General features: G+C 39.1%; 23 protein-coding genes and 4 pseudogenes. 13 read left to right on the top strand and 14 right to left on the bottom strand.

Annotated features, from left to right (window positions below):
• Positions 1 to 208: 208 nt before the first annotated feature.
• The 11 genes and pseudogenes from DY109_RS02730 to DY109_RS02685 form a co-directional block, all read right to left on the bottom strand.
• Positions 209 to 769, bottom strand: coding sequence for a sugar O-acetyltransferase (locus DY109_RS02730; protein ID WP_023947558.1), 561 nt, complete (start codon positions 767 to 769; stop codon positions 209 to 211).
• Positions 770 to 782: 13 nt separating this feature from the next.
• Positions 783 to 1139, bottom strand: coding sequence for a cyclophilin-like fold protein (locus tag DY109_RS02725; protein WP_034549474.1), 357 nt, complete (start codon positions 1137 to 1139; stop codon positions 783 to 785).
• A 76-nt stretch (positions 1140 to 1215) separates the two neighbouring features.
• A pseudogene (locus tag DY109_RS02720) lies at positions 1216 to 2102 on the bottom strand (aldo/keto reductase).
• A 212-nt stretch (positions 2103 to 2314) separates the two neighbouring features.
• Positions 2315 to 2712, bottom strand: a pseudogene (locus tag DY109_RS12475) (flavodoxin).
• The gene (locus DY109_RS12310) at positions 2696 to 2839 is read right to left on the bottom strand and encodes a flavodoxin (RefSeq protein ID WP_023947570.1); all 144 of its coding nucleotides are present in this window, start codon (positions 2837 to 2839) and stop codon (positions 2696 to 2698) included. The pseudogene DY109_RS12475 and the gene DY109_RS12310 overlap by 17 nt, the downstream one beginning before the upstream one ends.
• Positions 2836 to 3189, bottom strand: a complete 354-nt coding sequence (locus tag DY109_RS02710) for a carboxymuconolactone decarboxylase family protein (RefSeq protein ID WP_023947572.1) — start codon at positions 3187 to 3189, stop codon at positions 2836 to 2838. Before DY109_RS02710 ends, DY109_RS12310 begins: the two co-directional genes overlap by 4 nt.
• Positions 3190 to 3207: 18 nt before the next feature.
• Positions 3208 to 3810 (bottom strand): hypothetical protein, encoded by a 603-nt coding sequence (locus DY109_RS02705; RefSeq protein ID WP_023947574.1) that lies wholly within the window; start codon positions 3808 to 3810, stop codon positions 3208 to 3210.
• Between the two features lie 272 nt (positions 3811 to 4082).
• Positions 4083 to 5125 (bottom strand): annotated as a pseudogene (locus DY109_RS02700) (NAD(P)-dependent alcohol dehydrogenase); the annotation flags it as partial.
• 50 nt (positions 5126 to 5175) lie between these two features.
• Positions 5176 to 5418 (bottom strand): hypothetical protein, encoded by a 243-nt coding sequence (locus DY109_RS02695; protein ID WP_023947582.1) that lies wholly within the window; start codon positions 5416 to 5418, stop codon positions 5176 to 5178.
• Between the two features lie 81 nt (positions 5419 to 5499).
• On the bottom strand, positions 5500 to 6513 hold the full coding sequence (waaF, locus tag DY109_RS02690) for a lipopolysaccharide heptosyltransferase II (protein WP_023947584.1): 1014 nt from the start codon (positions 6511 to 6513) through the stop codon (positions 5500 to 5502).
• Positions 6514 to 6544: 31 nt separating this feature from the next.
• On the bottom strand, positions 6545 to 6991 hold the full coding sequence (locus tag DY109_RS02685) for a MerR family transcriptional regulator (RefSeq protein WP_023947585.1): 447 nt from the start codon (positions 6989 to 6991) through the stop codon (positions 6545 to 6547).
• A gap of 220 nt (positions 6992 to 7211) precedes the next feature.
• On the opposite strand from DY109_RS02685, the gene DY109_RS02680 reads away from it, so the two are divergent.
• Positions 7212 to 7559: a hypothetical protein gene (locus tag DY109_RS02680; protein ID WP_034549439.1), complete on the top strand. Its 348-nt coding sequence runs from the start codon at positions 7212 to 7214 to the stop codon at positions 7557 to 7559.
• A complete protein-coding gene (locus DY109_RS02675; RefSeq protein WP_115737757.1) occupies positions 7445 to 7900 on the top strand; it encodes a DEAD/DEAH box helicase family protein in 456 nt (151 codons plus the stop codon). Before DY109_RS02680 ends, DY109_RS02675 begins: the two co-directional genes overlap by 115 nt.
• On the opposite strand, the pseudogene DY109_RS11670 reads toward DY109_RS02675, so the two are convergent.
• Positions 7859 to 7999 (bottom strand): annotated as a pseudogene (locus tag DY109_RS11670) (type I restriction-modification system subunit M N-terminal domain-containing protein); the annotation flags it as partial. The gene DY109_RS02675 and the pseudogene DY109_RS11670 sit on opposite strands and share 42 nt — an antisense overlap.
• A gap of 100 nt (positions 8000 to 8099) precedes the next feature.
• On the opposite strand from DY109_RS11670, the gene DY109_RS02665 reads away from it, so the two are divergent.
• From DY109_RS02665 to DY109_RS11820, 9 genes are all read left to right on the top strand, one after another.
• Positions 8100 to 9080 carry an SDR family NAD(P)-dependent oxidoreductase gene (locus DY109_RS02665; protein WP_023947592.1) on the top strand — a complete coding sequence of 327 codons (981 nt, stop codon included), beginning with the start codon at positions 8100 to 8102 and terminating at the stop codon, positions 9078 to 9080.
• A gap of 86 nt (positions 9081 to 9166) precedes the next feature.
• On the top strand, positions 9167 to 10594 hold the full coding sequence (locus tag DY109_RS02660; RefSeq protein ID WP_023947594.1) for a hypothetical protein: 1428 nt from the start codon (positions 9167 to 9169) through the stop codon (positions 10592 to 10594).
• Positions 10591 to 11505 carry a DNA adenine methylase gene (locus DY109_RS02655; RefSeq protein WP_023947596.1) on the top strand — a complete coding sequence of 305 codons (915 nt, stop codon included), beginning with the start codon at positions 10591 to 10593 and terminating at the stop codon, positions 11503 to 11505. Before DY109_RS02660 ends, DY109_RS02655 begins: the two co-directional genes overlap by 4 nt.
• Entirely contained in the window at positions 11486 to 12568 is a 1083-nt protein-coding gene (locus DY109_RS02650; protein ID WP_023947598.1) for a DNA adenine methylase, read from the top strand. Before DY109_RS02655 ends, DY109_RS02650 begins: the two co-directional genes overlap by 20 nt.
• A 179-nt stretch (positions 12569 to 12747) precedes the next feature.
• On the top strand, positions 12748 to 13707 hold the full coding sequence (locus DY109_RS02645) for a hypothetical protein (protein WP_147291158.1): 960 nt from the start codon (positions 12748 to 12750) through the stop codon (positions 13705 to 13707).
• A 17-nt stretch (positions 13708 to 13724) separates the two neighbouring features.
• The gene (locus DY109_RS02640) at positions 13725 to 14348 is read left to right on the top strand and encodes an HAD family hydrolase (protein ID WP_023947602.1); all 624 of its coding nucleotides are present in this window, start codon (positions 13725 to 13727) and stop codon (positions 14346 to 14348) included.
• 178 nt (positions 14349 to 14526) lie between these two features.
• A complete protein-coding gene (locus DY109_RS02635) occupies positions 14527 to 14976 on the top strand; it encodes a DNA cytosine methyltransferase (RefSeq protein ID WP_023947606.1) in 450 nt (149 codons plus the stop codon).
• A complete protein-coding gene (locus tag DY109_RS11825; protein ID WP_023947608.1) occupies positions 14976 to 15317 on the top strand; it encodes a hypothetical protein in 342 nt (113 codons plus the stop codon). Before DY109_RS02635 ends, DY109_RS11825 begins: the two co-directional genes overlap by 1 nt.
• A 70-nt stretch (positions 15318 to 15387) precedes the next feature.
• Positions 15388 to 15624, top strand: a complete 237-nt coding sequence (locus DY109_RS11820) for a hypothetical protein (RefSeq protein ID WP_023947610.1) — start codon at positions 15388 to 15390, stop codon at positions 15622 to 15624.
• Positions 15625 to 15734: 110 nt separating this feature from the next.
• Here the strand turns inward: DY109_RS11820 and DY109_RS02625 are convergent, their stop codons facing one another.
• Together DY109_RS02625 and ribD are read right to left on the bottom strand one after the other, a co-directional pair.
• Positions 15735 to 16658 carry a tRNA1(Val) (adenine(37)-N6)-methyltransferase gene (locus DY109_RS02625; protein WP_023947612.1) on the bottom strand — a complete coding sequence of 308 codons (924 nt, stop codon included), beginning with the start codon at positions 16656 to 16658 and terminating at the stop codon, positions 15735 to 15737.
• A complete protein-coding gene (ribD, locus tag DY109_RS02620; RefSeq protein WP_023947613.1) occupies positions 16634 to 17698 on the bottom strand; it encodes a bifunctional diaminohydroxyphosphoribosylaminopyrimidine deaminase/5-amino-6-(5-phosphoribosylamino)uracil reductase RibD in 1065 nt (354 codons plus the stop codon). Before ribD ends, DY109_RS02625 begins: the two co-directional genes overlap by 25 nt.
• 234 nt (positions 17699 to 17932) lie before the next feature.
• On the opposite strand from ribD, the gene DY109_RS02615 reads away from it, so the two are divergent.
• Both DY109_RS02615 and DY109_RS02610 read left to right on the top strand, forming a co-directional pair.
• Positions 17933 to 19273, top strand: coding sequence for a TrkH family potassium uptake protein (locus DY109_RS02615; protein WP_034549441.1), 1341 nt, complete (start codon positions 17933 to 17935; stop codon positions 19271 to 19273).
• Positions 19270 to 19914 (top strand): potassium channel family protein, encoded by a 645-nt coding sequence (locus tag DY109_RS02610; RefSeq protein ID WP_023947618.1) that lies wholly within the window; start codon positions 19270 to 19272, stop codon positions 19912 to 19914. The genes DY109_RS02615 and DY109_RS02610 overlap by 4 nt, the downstream gene beginning before the upstream one ends.
• Positions 19915 to 19920 lie beyond the last annotated feature (6 nt).

Below are 19920 nucleotides of genomic sequence, written 5' to 3'. Positions count from 1 at the left end.
GTTTAACACAATCTGCCATCTCAGATCTCTTAGCAATGCTAACTTTATTAGGGCTTTGTTTTTAAAATAAAAGCTATATTATAAAGCCTTATACCTAGTGTTTGTCAAGGGTATCGGGCTAAAATTAATATAAAACTTTTGAGAATCTGCGCGTTTTTATATTATCTTTTTGTCTTAGTATTTTTATCTAACCCCCGCGCTTTAGTCCTTAAGGCTGTATACGTTTTAGAATCTTCGCTGGATTCCCGCCCACTATTACATTGGCTGGCACATCTTTTGTTGCCACGCTACCCGCGGCGATAATGGAGTTTTCGCCAATTTTCACACCGGGTAAAATCACCGCATTTGCGCCAATCCACACGCGAGATTCTAACACTATGGATTTGTAAATTGTAGTCTCGCGATTGTGGGGATTTATGTCGTGATTTATCGTAATAAGGCTGACTTTGGGACCGATGAATGCGCCATCACCGATGGTTATCCCGCCTCTGTCCATAAAAGTGCAGCAATGGTTGATAAAGACATTTTTGCCTAAAATAATATTGCGCCCAAAATCTGTGTAAAAAGGCGGCATAATCCAGCAACTGCTATGCACTTCCCTGCCGATAAGCTCGCTAAAAATGGCGCGCACCTGCTCTTTGCTGTGATGTGTGTTATTTAAATGTGCGGTGATTTTTTGCGCATTTTCAATAATCTCTAGAATCTGCGTAAAGCCCTCATCTTGTGGGCTTACAGGCTGCCCGCTTAAGTCTTTTTCAAAAATATTCATTTTTGCTCCTTTTTTAATTTATTTGTTTAAACTCAATCACAAAATTAGAATCTTGTGCCTTGATTATCGCTAGGGCTTTAGAATCTAGCTTGCCGAGTTTGACTAGCCCGCTATGAAAGGGTTGCTTTTCATAAAAGATTCCAAGATTGCCCAACGGGCTAAAATAAAAGAAATCTCCAACACTGGGTGTATATCCATTTAGCCCTGCCGTGTTTAGCTTTTTTGGCAATTTTGGCGCAATCTTTTCTTTGCCCACATAATCGCTAAATTCTAAACTTAGCGGTAAAAGCGTTAAAAAATCGCGCGTAGCGATGTTGTCCTCTAGCTCTAGCACAAATTCCGCACCTTTAACATTCATAATAATCTGCATATTTTCTCCTTTTACAAAGCCCATAAGGCTTAAAAAACTTAGCGCAATCAAACAAAATTTTTGTATTTCAAACTCCTTATAAACCCACGCTTTTTGCCGCATCAGAGCCCGGCGCAAAGCGTTCACCCACGATGACTATCTTTTGTAATGCCTCATCAACGGCGCGCAATTCCTCTTGGCTGAAGCGAAAATTTACCGCTTTTAGATTCTCCACCAAATGCGCGGGATTTGTCGTCTCTGGGATTGGCATGATGAAATCGCCTTGCGCAAGAATCCACGCTAACGCGGTTTGAGCGATGGTCGCACCCTTTTGCTTGCCGATATTTTCTATAAATGTAACTATGGCTTGATTTGCCTTCAGCGCTTCAGGCGTATAACGCGGGAAAGAAAGCCGCATATCGCCCTTTACGAATGTAAAATCAGGCGTCATAACGCCAGTAAGCAAGCCCCTATCTAAGGGCGAATACGCTATAAAGCCTATGTCAAGCCTCTTGCAAGTGGGTATCACCCCGTCATTTTCATGCTCCCTAAAGCTCATTGAATACTGACTTTGCACGGCTGTAAGGGCAAACTCCTTATGCGCACGCTCAATCGCCCTTGCCCCTGCCTCGCTTAAGCCCCAGTGGCGGATTTTACCCATTTTTACAAGCTCTCTCATCGTGTCGGCGACTTCTTCAATGGGCGTGTCGGTATACACTCGGTGTTGGGTGTAAATATCGATATAATCGCTTTGCAAGCGTTTAAGGCTCGCATCAATCGCCCTAAAATCGCCTTTTTACTAGAATCTTGCATTTGCTTGCCAAAGGGATAATATAGCCCAAATTTTGTGCCAATGAGGACTTTATCGCGTAAGGGCTTTAGCGCCTCGCCTAGCAAAAGCTCGTTTGTGTGCAGTCCGTAAATCTCTGCTGTGTCAAAATAGCGCACGCCCAAATCATAGGCTTGCCTGATTAACTTTATCATCTCTTTTGTGTCGCGTGCAGGTCCGTGCCCATGGCTCATACCCATGCAGCCAAGCCCCAAAGCAGACACGCTTAGATTCCCTAGTTTTCTTTGGGGCAAAGTGGCCGAATCTTTTGTGTTTGACTCTTTTGGTGCTAGATTCTGTGCTGTTAGATTCTGCTGTGTCATAAGCCCCAAGAGACTTACACCGCCTGTAAATTTCAAACTCTTTTCTAAAAATTCTCTTCTTGTGTTCTTTTCTTACATTTTTGCTTCCTTACATTCCCTAGCTCCGCTAGCCATTTGCGCAGGGCTGATTTGCTTGCCCCAAAGCTAATTTTTTTGCCTGCTTTAAAGCTCGCATTTGGCGCACATTTTTGCATATCTCTTGGCGCGCTTCCTAATTCACTCCCGCCACTTGTGCAAAAGGAATGATGGTTTTTTTGCTAAAATCAAAGCTTTCTAAAAAACTAAAAATGATGTGCGGCGCGGAATACCACCAAATGGGAAAACCTATAAATATCACATCAAATTCCGCGATATTAAGCGCATCAATATTTAGAATCTGCGGGCGCGAGAATTTATCTTTAGATTCTAAACTCGTGCGGCTTTGCTCATTTGTCCAGTCCAAATCTGCCCTGCTGTAATGGCTCTTTTGGCACTATTTCATACAGCTTTGCGCCTGCTACACCCGCCAAAGTTTGTGCCACTTCTTTTGTGATGCCACTTGCGCTAAAAAATGCGACTAAAGTTTTCAATTTGCTTCCTTATTTAGAGTTAGAGAATCTAGCGCACTCAACGCGTTTAGCGTCCTAGGGTAGCCGATGAATGGCAAAATCGCGCTGAATGTCTCTATCAAAAATGCGCGCGTTTTGCCCATATTAAGATTACCCTGAATGTGCGACTTGACTTGAGAATCTGCCCCGCCAAGCGAGACTAAAAAGACAAGCGTAAGCAACTCGCGCATTTCCAAATCAAGCCCGCCTCGCGTGTAATAATCCCCAAAGCAATTTGCGCTTAAAAATCTGCGGATATGCTGCACATCTTTTGGCACGGTGGCATTGCCCTTGTCTATGGCTTCGCCAAAAATCGCGCGTTGAGATTCCAATCCTTTTTCTTGCCTCTCTTATCGCGTGATTTTGCCCTGCGATTCTAAGGGTAGCTTTATGCCTTTTGCTTTAAAAATCGCATTGCAAAGCTTAAGAAACTCTAGGCTTTTTACTAGCCCGATGTAGTGCGTGGCTTGGTAGATTATCTCTTTTGTTTCTATGGGGGTGATGTGTGGCGTATTTTGTGCGTCTTTTTGGCTAGATTCTGCAATAAGCATGGAATCTAAAAGCGCGCTAAAAAGGCTTGTGCTTTGCGCGCCAAGTGTGGCTGCTAGGCTTATCTTTGCCCTTGTGGGTGAATCAATGTGGCTGCTAGCTTGCGCTACTTCAGATTCTACAAAATAGCGCATATTGGCGATGAATTCAGGGTCGCTTTGGGTGAGTGCGTGAAAATCTTGCGTGTCAAATAAGCTATTTGGGCTGTTTTGTGGCATGCTTGCTCCTTTGGTGTTGGCTGCGTGTGAAGCGCATTTAGAATCTTGTGCGCTGGCTTCTGCTAGAATGAGCGGGCTTGCTAGCAGGCTAAAGCTTGCGATTTTCGCCGAAGTCTTGAAAACTCCCTGCGTTTTTGTGCTTTGTGTGGCATGCTTGCCCTCCTTTGTTGTGAAAAATCTTGACATAAAAAGCGTATTATAAAGCCTTACACCTAGTGTTTGTCAAGGGGCTAATGTAAAACTTTTGAAAAATTTGCTTGTGGATTGCCACGCGCTGACGCGCTCGCAATGACGACTTAAGTCACTATTAAGGCGAAGTATTTTTGCGATGATTTTGCAGGTTGTGCAGGAAAAATAAGGCAAGGCTAGGTAAGAAACCTGCCGCAGTCCTCATTTTTGCAAACTCCTGCAAAAGCGCGCAAAAGACAATCCTTAATTAAAATTTTAGATTTTAAGGTTTTCATATCAATGACATAGCGAAATTTCGCCTCACCTCTTGCCACCTTTTGATAAGCAGAATCTAGCGCGTCTATGGCCATCATCTCCACTTCTGGATAGATATTATTTTTCACGCTAAAATCTAGCATTTCTTGCGTTTCTTTTATCCCGCCAATAAGCGAGCTGTAAATCTTGCGCCTAAAATTCCAAATAAAGGCATTGGCATTAAAGCTTGGATTGTCCTTATTTGCGGGCAAGCCCACTATTGCCATTTCGCCGTGCATTTTAAGCATTTTTTGATACATATTTATATCGTAATGGTAGGGAATGGTGCTGATGATGAAGTCAAATCTGTCTTTAATGCTTGCCATTTTTGCGCTGTCTTTGGCGTCTATAAACTCCTTTGCGCCGAGCTTTAGCACAGAACTTTTTTATCGACTATGTCAAAGCAAGTAACTTCTGCGCCAAGGGCTACCATGTATTTTAACGCCATGTGCCCTAGCCCGCCCACGCCCGCTACGGCGACTTTTTGCCCTCTTTTTACCTTGCTATACATTATCGGGCTGTAAGTGGTGATGCCAGCGCACAAAAGCAGGGCGACTTTGGCGATGTCGGCATTTTTGGGCACTTTTAGCGCAAAATCTTCGCTGAGAACATAATTGTTTGAATAGCCGCCATAGGTGTTTATGTCGCCGTGGAAGACATCTTTGCTATTATAAGTAAAGACGGTTTTGGCGTTTTGGCAAAACTGCTCCTCGCTCCTTTTGCACGCCTCGCATTCTCCGCAAGAATTCACCATGCAGCCAATGCCCGCAAAATCACCGACTTTAAACTTGCGCACTTTTGCACCCACGGCAATGACGCGCCCAGCTATCTCATGCCCTGGGACAATGGGGAAAGTTGGTGCGTGATGATCCCCGCTTGCTGCGTGCAAATCGCTATGGCAGATGCCAGCGTAGAGAATTTCTATCAAAATGTCGCGCTCTCCTAAAGCGTGGCGCGTGAAGCGAAAGGGGCTAAAATGCCATTTGCTGCTTTCTGTTGCGTAGCCACGCGCTGGGATGGGCGCGCCACTTTTGAGCACGACGTTTATGGATTCTATGTCGCTTTGGCTTAGGTTTGTGGCGTTTTTGCGATATTGTGCGCTGGCTCTTTTGCGCTAAGTGTGCTTGAGCCCAAAAGTGAGAGACTTAGCGCACCTAGACTTAATGCACCCATTTGCGCGCTGGCTTTTAAAAACTCTCGACGTTTAGAATCTGCATCTTGCGGGGTTTTTGGGTTACTATTTGGCAGATTTGCTGCATTTTTTGCCGCTGCTGCGGGCTTTGCTGTGTTTTGTGTGTTTATGGATTCCATAAATGTTCCTTTTAGTTTGAAATAAAAGTCGCATTATAAAGCCTTACACTTGATGTTTGTCAAGGGGGAAATGCAAAAATTTTAAAAAATCTTAGTATTTGCAAGCAATGCGCGGGTTTCTTGTATTACAAGCTCTGGGCGCAAGTCTTGCATGCATTTATGATGCTTTAATGGGCAGGTGCGCTGCATACAGGGCTGGCAGGGCAGATTTAAATACACAAGCCGCGCGTTTTTATTATGCCAAGGAGAAGTTTGGGTGAATTTCGTAGGACCAAAAACCGCAATAGTCGGGGTCGCATACGCTGCAGCTATGTGCATAGCGCCGCTGTCGTTGCTGATAAAAATATCAAGTGCTGAGATAAGCTCGCAAAGCTCCTTAATGCTCGTTTTGGCACAAAGATTGAGCGCGCTAATTCCATTTTGCGCAAGAATATGCGCTATTTTTGCGCAAATCTCACCCTCACTTGCCACGCCAAAAATAAGAATCTGATGTGTCGCGCTAAAATCCTGCGCGACTTTGGCAAAATATTCCTCGCTCCATCGTTTCGCAGAGCCATATTTTGCGCCAGCATTAATACCTAAGAGCTTTTTACCTTTTGTGATATTAAATTTCTCAAAAAGCTTATTTTGCGCCTCTTGGCCTAGATTTTCAAATGCTTTTATCGGCAAAAAAAGATCGCTATTTTTTGCCTGCACTTTAAGTGCATTTTCTACAAAATAGAGGTATTTTAACACTTGATGTAAATCTCTATTTTTAGCCTTATCAAAGCAGAATTTATGTTTAGACTTAAGCATAAAAAGCATAAGTTTTGCCGAAAATGCTGAGCGGAAAGAAAAGGCGTAATCAAAGCACCCTAAGGCTTTTGAGAGCTTATAAAAGTTTGTAAATCTATGCTTTTTCTCCTCCACATACACGCGCACATTTTTGGCTTCTTTAAAAAGCTCGGTGCTGACAAATGAGCCATAAAGCACAAATTCACTTTTTTTATTAAGCTTTTCATCAAGCGCTAAAAAATGCTCAAAAATCATGTGCAAAGCAGCACTTGCCATGACGCTATCGCCAAGCCAAGTGGGCAAGCCTATAAAAATTTTCATCTTTTGCGTCCCTTATTTGTAGATTTTATTTCTAGCGCACATTGAGTGCTTTTTTGAGACGCTTTTGCACTTCGCAAAACCCCTTACACTTGAAATTTTTAGGTTTTTTGCCAAGTTTTATATATTCTTCATAAAACTCCAGCTTACCCTCAAGCATATCCTCCACAAGTGCCAAACGTTTAAGCTCCTCGCGCAGAAGCACCAACTGATCGCGTAGCATTGTTTGACGTTTTTTGAGATTGTGCTTATCTGCTCCTTCTGCGATGAGATTAATGTATTCACGCACCCGCTCTATACTCATACCGCCCTTACGCAAGCAATCCACCCAAATCACCTGCTCTAGCCCTGATTCGCTAAAGTAAAGCACACCATTTTTGTCGCGCTCGAGATTGTCAAATATCCCCTTGCTCGCCCAAAAGCGCAATGTGCGCGAAGGGATACCTAGCCTGCGCTCAACCTCAATAATTGTGTAAGCCATAGATTCTCCTTATTTACGCGTTTGTGCGGATTTAAGAATTCATAGAATCCACTTAGAATCTATTGAGATCTACTTAAATCTATATCTCTCAAATCCGCTCGCATTATATTTTTAAATTTCTTTATGAGATTGTGTGGTTTTAGATTCTACATTTTTCAAAATCTAAACGCGTATTATACCGCCTCACACCTAGTGTTTGTCAAGGGCTTTAAGCAAAATTTTGAGGTATAATGTGGGCTTATTTTTAAATTTTGAAGTTTGCGATAAGCTTAGAATCAAACGCAAGATAGAGGATAACACGCTTTTAGAGCAAGCTGGCTTTGTGGTGCAAGATAGAGTGGATTTTAACCGCTTAGCCATTGCGCCAAGTGTGAGCATTTCAGCCGTAGCGGTGCGTGAGTTTGTGATGAATGATAAAAGTGAGGTGGGTAAGACTTTTACGCAAGAGCTTGAATACAATCCGACTTTTGGTATAGTTTTTTTGATTTTATCATCGTTGATGAGTGCCACAGAAGCATTTATGGCGAGTGGAGGCAAGTGCTTGAGTATTTTGATGCTTTTATCATAGGGCTAACTGCCACGCCTTCAAAGCATACCTTAGGCTTTTTTGGGCAAAATGTGGTGAGTGAATACAACCTTGAAAAGTCCATAATGGATGGCGTCAATGTAGGCTTTGATATTTTTCGTATAAAAACCAAGATAAGCGAGCAAGGAGGGCGTATAGAAAGCGACTTTAGCCTCCCTGTGCACAACCGCCAAACGCGAAAGACTTTCTATCAAAGCTTTGATGAGGATAAGGAATATAAGAAAAATGAACTTGACAGAAGCGTAACCGCGACAAATCAAATCAAAACCATTTTAGAATGCTATAAAATCGCAGAGATTTTCGCTAATAAAGCGATAAAATAAAAATCCTAAGACATACGACTTAAAGTCCAAGCTATCGACGCTTCCGCGAAGGTCAGTTGCCACTTTTCAGATTGTATTATAAAGTTCTTGCTTTTGCATAGTGCGCCTTTTTGTGTAAATGAGCGTGCATTATAGCCAAACCTATAAAATCCACCCAAAAAGTGCTAGAATCTAGATTCTATACAAGGAAGGAGCCACAATGAAAAATATTGCCATAATCAGCGGAGCAAGCTCGGGACTTGGAGAATGCTTTGTGGAAGCTTTAGTGGAATTAAGCGAGTGTGGGGCGGAATCTAGGCTAGATTCTGCGCTAGAATCTAATCAGGCTTGCAATGTGGAATCTCATGCAGATTTTTATTTAGATTCTACATTGGATTCCAAATTAGATTCTGATTTGGAATCTTGCGTCCAAAAATCCGCTCACAGCGCAAATCATAACACAAATCACAATGCGCACGCCACAAAATGCAGCGCAAAAAATCCATTTTTTCAAACCCCATTTTCCCAAATAAATGAAATCTGGCTCATCGCCCGCAGGCGTGAGAGGCTAGAAGCTCTAGCGCGCAGATTCCCACAAAAGAGTTTTAAAATCTTAGCACTTGATTTGGCGGATATGGCAAGCTTCACGGAGTTAGAGAGGATTTTAAAAGATGAAAGCCCGCGCATTAGCCTGCTTATTAGCAACGCTGGAGTATCGCACTATGGGAGCTTTAGCGACATCTCCTTGGCAAGCGCACTTGAGATTATCGCGCTAAATATCACCGCTGCGACCGCGCTTACTAAAATCTGCCTGCCTTTTATGCAAAGCGCTAGCAAGATAGTCGAAGTCTCGTCTGTGAGCTCCTTTGCGCCAAATGTGAATCTACTCGTATATAGCGCGAGTAAGGCATATTTGAGCGCGTTTAGTTTGGGACTAGGCGAGGAGCTAAGGGCGCAAAATATCAGCGTAACTGCGCTTTGCCCAGGGCTTATGCAAACTGAAATGTTTGCCAACTTGGGGCAAGCGCGCCCAAATGCTCGTAAACTCTTAAAGCTAGACCCCAAAAAAGTCGCGCTTGGCACGCTAAAAGCCGCACTCAAAAATAAGCGCATTTACACGCCAAGTGTGTTTTATAAAATTTATAGAATCTTAGCGCGCATTTTGCCCTATGCATTGGTATTGAAGCTAGCGAGAATGTGAGATTTTGTAGATTAAATCTTTACTATTATATTGATAGAATATTTTAAGATAGGTTAAGTTATAATTTAACTATTACAAAAGAAATTATGATAAGAGTTTATAAAGTTTTAAATTTCATCATCAAAAGATTTTTACAAGATAAAAAATTTTGTGCTTTTATTGATAATCTTAAAATTTTACCCATCATAGAAAATGAAAAATTTACTTTTTGCTATGAAGTAGCGGGCGTTGAATGCAAACAATTTAATAAGATTTATCTTAAAATTATTAGCGGGAATTCTAGCTTTGTGGATTATTTGGTATTTTTTCAAGAGCTAGAACCAAAAGCAAGTGATAACCCACTTTATGCCATAGAAGAAACAAAAACAGATGATAGTGAAAGCAGAAATACTGGTGTTTATCAAAGGATTTCAAAATTTGTCTATCTTAGCTATTTCTACCCAAACACTAAAAAAATCATGCTTTATAATCTTTCTATCACACAAAAAGCAAAGCCAACGCAAACTTCTATTTTTGGGACAAAACTTTTACGCACCTTAGGAGTAGGGCTAGCAGGAAAAGAATTTGATTGTTACACCTTAAAACCATTTGAAAATATAGCTGAGCTTATTAAGTTTAAAGCGAATATGCGAAAAGCCCCAAAAGGCAATGTACCTATTGAAATAAAACTTGTTGATTCTAGTTTTGATGTCAGAGAATGTCCGCTTGCAGAAGATGATATTAGCATATATACACCAAACAATAAAATCCAAATTTCAGCAAGACTAATCAAAAACAATGCCTTAGCTCATGACCCAAATATAGGGGCAATAAGTGGTATAGCAGCGGCTTTAAGGAAGCTTGGTTTTAGTGGTAAAATAGAAATCATTGCTCACGGACTTTTGCAACAACATATAAAACAAAAGAATAAATTTTTGATTCTTGCAAATCTTTTACATTTAACATTAGAGGGGCTAAGTATTCCTAAGATTGACATGAACAAAGAATATTGGCATTATGAACAAAAGGGCGAAAAATTAGCAACGATTTTTATTCATCTTGTGGCAGAAAATTTTACGGGTGCATCAGCTATTTTTGAAAATCACGCGGGTTGTGAAAAGGGATATTTTATTACCAGTGAAGGCAAGCCTATTGCTTTGCAAAAATATGAGGATAAAGATTTGTATAAACAAGGCAATAAAAATGCTAGGCTTTTTATCCCAGACTTGATTTTGCTAGACATTGACAACCTAGAAATCATTAACACAGAGGGCAAAAAATATGAAAACAAAAATCAAGGCATAGACGAATTAAAAAATTATGATTTTATAGAAAAGACTTACATTGCAAAACATTATGAAAAATATAAAATTATCCGCACTGTGGTTTTGTTTGGTTCAAATGAAGAAAAAGTCATAGAAGTTGAAATAGGTTTTTTGCTGAACAGCAAAGGTAAAATGATACTTGGCATACAAGCCCCAAAGCTTTTTGTTTATGCAATAAAAAATTTACTTGACTTTTGGAAACAAGCATGACAAAACCCTATACATCAAACAAAAATTATATAAAATCTCCGCTTAATTACATAGGTGGCAAGTATAAATTATTACCACAGATTCTGCCACTCTTCCCTAAAAATATACACACCTTTGTGGATTTATTTTGTGGTGGGCTGGATGTGGCGATAAATTACAAGGCGCAAAAGTTCTATTGCAATGACAATTTAAGCTACCTTATAGAGCTTTATATTTTTTTGCAAGGGCATTCTATTGATACAACCTTGCAATATATAGAACAAATCATCACCAAATATGCTTTAAATAAAGAAAATGCACAGGGCTATAATGCCTTAAGGGCTGATTATAATGAGACAAAATCGCCTTTGAATTTATTTGTCCTCATTGCCTTTGGCTTCAATCATCAAATCCGCTTTAATAGTGCGCATAAATTTAACACGCCTTTTGGCAAGAATCGCTCAAGTTTTAACGCGAAGATGAGGCAAAATTTAATCGCTTTCACACAGGCATTGCAACATAAAAATATGCAGTTTTTCAAGCTGGATTTCACAGAAGCCTTAAAAAATATCCCCTTAAATACACAAAGCTTTGTGTATGCTGACCCGCCCTATCTTATCGCACAAGGCACGTATAATGACGGCAAAAGGGGCTTTAGCGGCTGGAATGAAAAACTAGAAAGCAAGCTGCTTTGTGCTTTAAAAGAGCTTCATGATAAAGGCATAAAATTTGCCCTTTCTAATGTCTCGAGCCATAAAGACAGAGAAAATACAGTTTTAACACAATGGGCAGAAAAATGTGGATTCAATCTCTATTTTCTTTCCATGGATTATACGAATGCCAATTACCAAGCAAAGCATAAAGACAAAAGCAAAACTTGTGAGGTTTTAATCACAAACTATAAGGCAGAAGATGCGTTTTATAGGCAATAAAGAAAATCTTATCCCCCAAATTTATACGATTTTAGAAAAGCACAATATCATACAAGATTCAAAAAGATTTTTTGATATGTTCGCTGGCAGCTCTAGTGTGGGGAGATTTTTTAAGGCAAAGGGCTTTAGTGTGTATAGTTGCGATTTGCTGTATTTTTCTTATTGTTTGCAAAGGGCGTATTTACAAAATAATGCTTTGCCATGCTTTAAGGGCTTGGATATATCATCACAAAGTCAAAATACCCGCGATTTATTCGCTAGTAATTACCAAAAACTGCTTGCTTTTTTGAATGATATACAACCAAAACAGGGCTTTATTTATCAAAACTATGCACCAAGTGGGACGCTGGATTTAGCTAACCCTAGAATGTATTTTAGTGATGAAAATGCGATGCAAATTGATGCCATTCGCTTACAAATTGAAGTGTGGAAAAAAGAAGGGGCAATCAATGAGGATGAATATTTTATCCTCTTAGCCACACTCATAGAATCTGTTTCATTTTATGCCAATGTGGCTGGGGTGTATGCCGCATTTTGTAAGACGTGGGACAAAAGGGCTTTGAAAACTTTTGCGCTCAAAGAGTTAAATTTATTGCAAAGTGCGCAAGAATGTTTTTGTTATTGTGGCGATAGTGTAGACATTTTAGAAAGTTTAAAATATAAAACTTTTGACATACTTTACCTTGACCCACCATATAATGCACGACAATACGCGCCCAATTATCACCTCATAGAAACTATCGCAAGATATGATAATCCAAACATTAAAGGCATTGCAGGTTTAAGAGAATGGCAGCAACAAAAATCGCAATTTTGTAACGCAAAAACTGCCTTAAATGCACTTACAAAGATTCTTGAATTGAAAAATTATAAATATTTAGTCCTAAGCTACAATAGCGAAGGTTTATTACAAAAAGAAGAGATTGAAAAGCTTTTAAAACAATCCCTTTTAAAGCAAGATGCCAAGCTGCATTTTGAAGAGATAAAATATCCCAGATTCAAAAGCAATCACAACAAAGGCGATAAATTCATCAAAGAATATTTGTGGATATTGCGCAAATAAGGTTTTTGGTTATGCGGTTTTATGTATTTTGTGCTACAATGCAGGTTTTTATTTGTGGATTTTAATTTGTAGATTCTAAAAAGGGACAAAAATGAAAGAGTTATTTTTAGCAATAATTCTTAATGTATTTTGTATTTAGCTCAACTATAGAATTTAAAGAGGAAGGTGCTTCAGGTGCTATGATTAGCCAAGTAATAGAAAATACATTTCAAGAAAATACATTCAATGAATATTTTGCAATTTTGCGAGGCTGTGATTGGAAGTTTAGCGATGGAATGTGTCAAATCGAGCATGATGGGACAGGTGAACTCTATGCTTACTATACATTAAAAAAACCACTAAAGCTAAAAGGTGAGGTAGTTTTTGAGAATCTCGCGCAATTTGACGAATGCGATCAAAGTGATATGCAATCACGTTTATATATTGAATCAGATTCTAAAGGATTTGACTTTCTAAAAACTTTTCGTTTAAGTGTGAATTCTAAGCAAATAGCAGAGCAGATGCAATCCCAACTTCCAAAGTGGTTTTTAGATGGCGTGGCTGGAGAAGTAAGATTCCAAGTAAGCTTTGAGGTGGAAAATAGAGAGGAAGATATTGCTTCTTCGCATTATGATGAAGAGGGCATTACAAAGCCACATAGAGCAAAGATTGCATTAGCACTAGGTCAAGCATTATGCGATTTTACGACAAGCAAGATTAATGTGAAAAATTTACAGATTCGAAAAATAAGTGAAAAGATAGTTGATAAAAAAGCATATCAACAAGTCGACATGCTTTTTGGCTACGGGCTTATTCTTGAAGATAAGGATAAATTTGTGAATTTGCGTCAAAGCCCAAATGGTAAAATCCTAACACAGATTCCAACAAGCCAAAAAGACAATATACTTCTTATTGGACTTATCGATAAGCATAAAGTTTGGAGATATTATATTAGTCAAGTCGATCAAGATACAATTTGGGAATATTATGATCAAGTTTTGCCCTACGTTGGAAATAATAAAAATGAATGGCACAAAGTGCTGTATTTTCCGCCAAATATAAATAAGACAGAATCTGCGCTCATAGGCTATATTCACAAATCACAAGTAGAAAAAATGAGTTATGATGAGGCAGAGGCAAGAAGCGGTAGGCAAAGGTGATATGCAAGGAGGTTTCTATGCTCAATATCATCTTTGATATGGATGGCACACTCATTGATAGTGAGGAGTGCATTTGCAAGGCAGTAAATGCGATACGCAAAGATAGAGGCTTAGTCCCGCTTACGCATAGCTTTATTAAAGAATCCACGCATACGCCGGGGCTAAACTGCGCGCAGATTTTTTACGAGCTAGATTCTATCGCACCAAGCTACAAAGTGGGCTTTGAGGCGTATTTTGAAGCAGCCTATAAGGAAGCGAAGCTTTTTGAGGGGGTAGATTGCGTGCTGCAAAAATGCAAGGCACAAAATTGTTATCTAGCGATTGCGAGCAATGCGCCTGAGGAGAGCTTAGAGCCGATTTTGGCGCGGCTTAATATTTTGGGCTATTTTAGTGCGGTTTTGGGCTCAAAAATCGGCAGAGAATCTAAGCCAAGCCCTATGATGATAGAGCTAATTTTGCAAAATGCGCCATTTGAGAGAAGCATTTTTGTGGGCAATGGCAACAAAGACAGGGGCGCAGCACAAAGAGCAAAGATCCCCTACTTGCACGCCAAATGGGGCGCAGAATCTAAAAGTTTAAAAGAAAATGAATTTAACACTGCTTTAGAATTATGGGACTTAATAAACAGATTCTTGCATTAGATAGCAGGTAAAACTTGGATGAATTAGATTTTCTCAAAATCATTCCTAAGCTTTAAGGTATTTTTAGATAAAATCTGCACTTCGTGCTTATAGCAACATAGCTTGATTGGGCAAGATACAAAATAAGGATAGAGCATGAGACACACAAGTTGCATACATAATGAAAAGATATGGTGATATGAAAAACTTAACTTTTATCGATTTGTTTGCAGGTGTTGGAGGTTTTCATCTTGCTTTTACTAAGGCAAATAGCTCCGCTCATTGTCTTTTTGCAAGTGAGATAGATTCTAGCGCGCAAAAAACCTATCATTTAAACTTCCCCAAAACTCTACTTTTTGGAGACATCACCTTAAAAGAAATGCAAGACAATATCCCGCAACATTTTGATATTTTATGTGCTGGCTTTCCTTGTCAAGCTTTTAGTATAGCAGGGCACAATGTGCCTATAATAAAAGATGATTTTGGCATTAGAAAGCTTACTCCTAGAGAATGCTTTAATTTTCAAGGTTATCCAAAATCCTTTAAACTCCCAAATATTGCAAATTCAAAGCTTTATATGCAAGCTGGTAATAGTATTACTTACCCACTTGTAAAAAAAATAGCAAATGAAATTCTTAAGGTGTTATAATGATTGATTTTTTTAAACGAGATGAGACAAATAAATCAAACTATGCAGAAACTATCAAAATCATCGCTAGTCTTTCGAAGCTTTTTAGTGAAAATCAAGTTCCATTTTTGCATTATAGAATTATGGAAAATCTCTTTTGTTCTTGTTTTGGGGCTGAAAACTTAAGTCGTTCTGATACTGCTTTTGATGCAAAAATTGAGAAAATAGGCATAGGATTAAAAACTTTTATTTGTGAAAAAACTTCAAAGATAGAAAAAGTTGCAGAATTTAATAAAAAATCCAAATCATTGAAAGCACTTACAGACAAAAAGAGATTTAAGTTTAGAACTTGCAAGACTTAGAAACGAGCGAATACAGCTTGCAAAAGATTTATATGGGATAGAAAATTCTTTTTATCATATAAAAGAAGAATTGCAAGCAAAACTTTGTCAAGATAATTCAAAAGCTTTGATGAGTAATCCAAACAAGGCTCTTGCAAATTGGCTTTTAAGAAAAATTTTAAAACTCAAAGCTGGAGAATTAGCAACCTTAGAAAAGCTTGAAAATTTAGGCTTTGATTCTGTGATTATCAATAAAGAAAAGCAAGGAATTTACAATATAGATATTATGCCTATGAATAGCTATGAGGAATTTATACTCAAAAATTAAGTGTGTATTATATGCCTATATAAATTTCTAATTTCCAATTTAAGACTTATTCTAAGATAAATTATTTTTTTAAAGTCTTCTATAAAATCTAAATAATAAACCCAAATAACCTAAAATATGTCTAATGCTTCTGGCAAAACAATATCCTCCGAATGCACTTTAATGCTATGTGTGCGGTATGTCGCATAGATGAATTTCACTTCATCGCTAAAGTCTGTCTGAATGCTAGAATTATGCGTGATGAGTGGCGGAAGGATACGCAATGGCGTCCTAGAATCTAGCCGCGCAAAAAGTAGCACCAAACTCGCCTCTCGCGATAGCAAAGGATAGACTACGCGTATCGTTTCGCAGTTAAATTTATGCTCTTGCAATAGGCTTAAGATAGATTCTAGGTCGTGAGGGCGGTAGCAAAAAATAATACCACCACGGGGCTTCAAAAATCGCTTTGTGCGCGGAATCCACTTCTCTGGTGGCATTGAGTTTGCGTTTTTGGATTGGGCGAGGAGGTGGTTTTGGGATTGGACGGATTCTGTGCGATAAAATGGCGGATTTGAGATGATGAAGTCAAATTTGTGTGATTTATGAAGTGTGAGAAATGCGTCAAATGGATATGTGCTAAATGGATTTGATGTATTTGTAATGAGTGGATTCTGCAATGTTTGTGGATTTTGTGTGATTTGCGTGGCGTGCGTTGATTGGGCATTTTGTAAGGCTTTAGGAGTAGGTATGGCAGATAAAGTAGCATGCGAAGTGAGAAAGTCTTGATGAAAAATCTGTGCTTGGATATGGTTTGTTTGGGCGTTGAGGTTTGAGAGAAAGGCATTAAGCGGGTTTATGTCAAGCAGGCTTACTGCACTTCCAAAATGCCTCGCACACAATAGCCCCACAACGCCACTTCCACTTCCTAGATCTAAAATCGTGTGCTTTGCTTTGAGCCATTGCTTTGCAAAATCCACCAAAAAAAAGCTATCGCTATTGTAGGCATAGCCATTTGTGAGCTGATAGATTCTTAGGATCTGATTGGTTTGAGCCATAAGAGAGTGTCCTTGTCGCATTGGGTTGTATGGAGGATTTCAAACTCTAGCTTGTAAGAATGTATAGATTCTAGCGCGCTGTGTAATATCTGTGTATGTGCTAGTGTCGGCGAGATGTGTATAAGCAAAGCATCTATGTGATGTGATAGGCTAGCAAATAGCCCAAACCCGCCTTCAATGATATTGTAACCAGAATCTAAGATGAGGTCATTTGGAGAGTGTGCGATTAAGACTTCTCGATTAGGGATAGCAAATAGCGGGGCGTTGCGCAGGGCATTTAGATTCTGCAAGCTAGAATCTTTGGTTAGGATTTGGATATTTGGATTGTGCTTTGCATAGGTGGCAAACCGACAATCAAGCGTTGGGCTATCATGGCGAATGGTGTTTCCAGAGATGATAAGCGAAGTGGCTATGGTGCGTTGATTGTGAGTAAAAATCCTTGATGCCTCACAAGAGATAATACCGCTTTTATAATCGCCATTTATGCGCATAGCGAGCTTAAAAAGATTAAAATGATGAGAGTTTTTGAGGCACATAAATGGATAGAGCAGATCTGTTGCGCGCTTTATATCAGCCTTAGAATCCAAAAATAATGTCGAGATTTTAGCTTCTTTGAGCCTCGCACTGCCACCGGCGGATTGTCCCCAAATATCTTGTGCGCCAATTACAACTTGCTTTGGTTTGAGCGTGGATAAAAGTTTGGCGCAAGGTGGGGTTTTACCATAATGATTGCAAGGTTCAAGGGTTACAAAGATTGTTTTATCATAAAAAAGTCCATTGTGATGTGTGGAGAGAAACTCATGGATTTGTGCTGGATCTGTGAGGTTGGTTTTTTGCTGTGTGAGGGCTTCATATGCTTCGAGTAATGCCAAAACTTCAGCATGAGCATCACCTGCTTTTTGATGTGCTTTGATACTTAGGATATTGAAGTTTTTGTCAATAATCATAGCTCCAACTGCAGGATTTGGAAGGGTAAGTCCTTGAAAACTCCACGCTTCGTCTATGCAAGCAGATAAAAAAAGTTGCTCTTTTGTAAGCATATTTTCCTCTTTTTAGATTCTGGTTGTTTGTTGTGGTTTGTGTAGTATAAATAACATACTTTTATAAATTTACACAAATTAATTAAGGGTTATTCTTAAGCCTTAAATATTTAAAATTTCTTGATTTTTTGTATCACTTTTTGGAGTTTGCATTATAATATCATTTTTCAATTTTTAGAGATTCTAGAGAATTTAATGTTTTAGAATGAATGCAAATTGATGTGAGGAGATAGTTTGGATCGGAGAAAAGCGGCAAGATATTTATTGCTTGGCTATTTGGGGATAGCTATTTTGGCTGGATTATTGCTAATGCTACCGGTTATGCATAAGGGTGATCTCTCTTTTATTGATGCGTTTTTCACAGCAAGCTCAGCAGTGAGTATGACGGGGCTTATCGTAAAAAATACCCCTGTGGATTTTACGATTTGGGGGCAGATTCTCATCGCGTTTTTGATACAAATTGGCGGGCTTGGCTATATGGTAATAGTGAGTTTAGTGTACATTATTTTTAGGATAAAGCTTGATTTCAAAAGCAAACTTATCCTCAAAGAATCGCTCAATCACCCAACCGTTGATGGCGTGATGCGATTTGTAAAAAGAGTGATTGTGTTTGTGTTGATTTTTGAGGGGTGTGGAGCGGTTTTGCTGACTTTGCGTTTTATGATTGATTATCCATTTATGGAGGCATTGTGGGGAGGGATTTTTCACGCTATTTCGGCTTTTAATAACGCTGGCTTTACGATTTTTGATGGCGGAATGATGCATTATCGCGGTGATTTATTCATCAATCTTGTAATCTGTTCGCTGATAATCATCGGTGGGCTTGGCTATCTTGTGCTTCTTGAGTGCTATATGTTTCAAAAAAAGAGATTTTTTTATCTCTCTATTCACACAAAAATAGTGCTTATCACGACAGCAACATTAATTGTATTAGGCACATTAATGGTATTTTTGTTTGAATACCATAACAATAAAAGCATAGGAGAGCTAAGCTTATATGAGCAGATTCTAAGCTCATTTTTTACTTCAGTAAATTTCAGAACTTCAGGGTTTAATACCCTTGATTTAAGCACATTCAAGGACGGGACATTGCTTTTTGGGTCTATTTTTATGGCTATAGGTGGAGCTCCGGGAGGGACAGCAGGCGGGATAAAAGTTACAACTATTGCGGTTTTGCTTGTGTATTCGTATTGTATTTTACGAGAGAAAAACAATATCGTTGTGTTTAATAAAAAAATTCCTCAAAGAACTGTAGACGATGCGTTTTTGATTATGGTTGTCGCAGCTTCGTATATCGCGATTTGTATTACACTTCTTTCGTTTTTTGAGGAAGGTGGCTCAAGGGGATTTTTGGGGCTTGTGTTTGAGGTTTGTTCGGCGTTTGGGACGGTTGGCGTCTCGATTGGTGATGGCGGAAGTTTGAGTTTGGTAAACTCATTTGGAAGCGGTGGTAAAATATTAATTATTTTGCTTATGCTTAGTGGGCGGGTTGGCGTGCTGGCATTTTCGTTTGCTATTTTTGCCAAACAAAAACGAAAGAATTTTGAATATCCTGAAGGGAGAGTGTTATTATGAAAAATCGTTTAACTTATGGTGTGATTGGTCTTGGAAAGTTTGGATTCCATGTCGCAAAGGGGCTAATAGAGCAAGGGCAAAGTGTAATTGTCGCTGATCAAGGAGAAGCGCAAGTCAAGGAATTTGCCGATCTCACAAGTATGGCATATATTTTAGATTCTACTGATAAGTCTGCACTTGAAGAGGCTGGATTTGTCCGACTTGATTATGTGATTGTAAGCATTGGTGAGGATATAGAATCTAGTATTCTAACCGTAATGGCACTCAAAGAGCTTGAGATAAAGCAAATCATCGCCAAAGCCATTACCCCTGTGCATGGCAAGATTCTAGCCAAACTTGGAGCAAATAAAATCATCTATCCTGAGCGAGAATCCGCAGCCGCGTTGATTAAAGGGTTTTTATCGCACCCTGATTTTGAGATCACTGATATTTCAAATACAATGAGTATCGCTAGAATCAAAGTTACGCAAAAAACTTCCGGACAAATGATAAAAGACATTGCTAAAAGGATTAAGATTATAGCGTTTAAAAAGCTTGATGAGTCTTGGGATCTGAATCCAAATGAAGATGAGATTATACATAAAGATGATGCGGTTATGGTGATTGGAGATAGTAAAGAAATACGAGATTTTGATTTGTGATTTGAT

It is taken from the genome of Helicobacter fennelliae, assembly GCF_900451005.1.
Classification (GTDB): domain Bacteria; phylum Campylobacterota; class Campylobacteria; order Campylobacterales; family Helicobacteraceae; genus Helicobacter_B; species Helicobacter_B fennelliae.
The sequence above is the reverse complement of the archived record's forward strand: the minus strand, read 5'-3'. Positions and strand labels throughout refer to the sequence as shown.

Coding starts and splice junctions, on each gene's coding strand:
- DY109_RS02730 (WP_023947558.1), bottom strand. CDS start 769: ATGAATATTTTTGAAAAAGACTTAAGCGGGCAGCCTGTAAGCCCACAA.
- DY109_RS02725 (WP_034549474.1), bottom strand. CDS start 1,139: ATGCAGATTATTATGAATGTTAAAGGTGCGGAATTTGTGCTAGAGCTA.
- DY109_RS02705 (WP_023947574.1), bottom strand. CDS start 3,810: ATGTCAAGATTTTTCACAACAAAGGAGGGCAAGCATGCCACACAAAGC.
- DY109_RS02695 (WP_023947582.1), bottom strand. CDS start 5,418: ATGGAATCCATAAACACACAAAACACAGCAAAGCCCGCAGCAGCGGCA.
- waaF (WP_023947584.1), bottom strand. CDS start 6,513: ATGAAAATTTTTATAGGCTTGCCCACTTGGCTTGGCGATAGCGTCATG.
- DY109_RS02685 (WP_023947585.1), bottom strand. CDS start 6,991: ATGGCTTACACAATTATTGAGGTTGAGCGCAGGCTAGGTATCCCTTCG.
- DY109_RS02665 (WP_023947592.1), top strand. CDS start 8,100: ATGAAAAATATTGCCATAATCAGCGGAGCAAGCTCGGGACTTGGAGAA.
- DY109_RS02660 (WP_023947594.1), top strand. CDS start 9,167: ATGATAAGAGTTTATAAAGTTTTAAATTTCATCATCAAAAGATTTTTA.
- DY109_RS02655 (WP_023947596.1), top strand. CDS start 10,591: ATGACAAAACCCTATACATCAAACAAAAATTATATAAAATCTCCGCTT.
- DY109_RS02650 (WP_023947598.1), top strand. CDS start 11,486: ATGCGTTTTATAGGCAATAAAGAAAATCTTATCCCCCAAATTTATACG.
- DY109_RS02645 (WP_147291158.1), top strand. CDS start 12,748: ATGATTAGCCAAGTAATAGAAAATACATTTCAAGAAAATACATTCAAT.
- DY109_RS02640 (WP_023947602.1), top strand. CDS start 13,725: ATGCTCAATATCATCTTTGATATGGATGGCACACTCATTGATAGTGAG.
- DY109_RS02635 (WP_023947606.1), top strand. CDS start 14,527: ATGAAAAACTTAACTTTTATCGATTTGTTTGCAGGTGTTGGAGGTTTT.
- DY109_RS11825 (WP_023947608.1), top strand. CDS start 14,976: ATGATTGATTTTTTTAAACGAGATGAGACAAATAAATCAAACTATGCA.
- DY109_RS02625 (WP_023947612.1), bottom strand. CDS start 16,658: ATGGCTCAAACCAATCAGATCCTAAGAATCTATCAGCTCACAAATGGC.
- ribD (WP_023947613.1), bottom strand. CDS start 17,698: ATGCTTACAAAAGAGCAACTTTTTTTATCTGCTTGCATAGACGAAGCG.
- DY109_RS02610 (WP_023947618.1), top strand. CDS start 19,270: ATGAAAAATCGTTTAACTTATGGTGTGATTGGTCTTGGAAAGTTTGGA.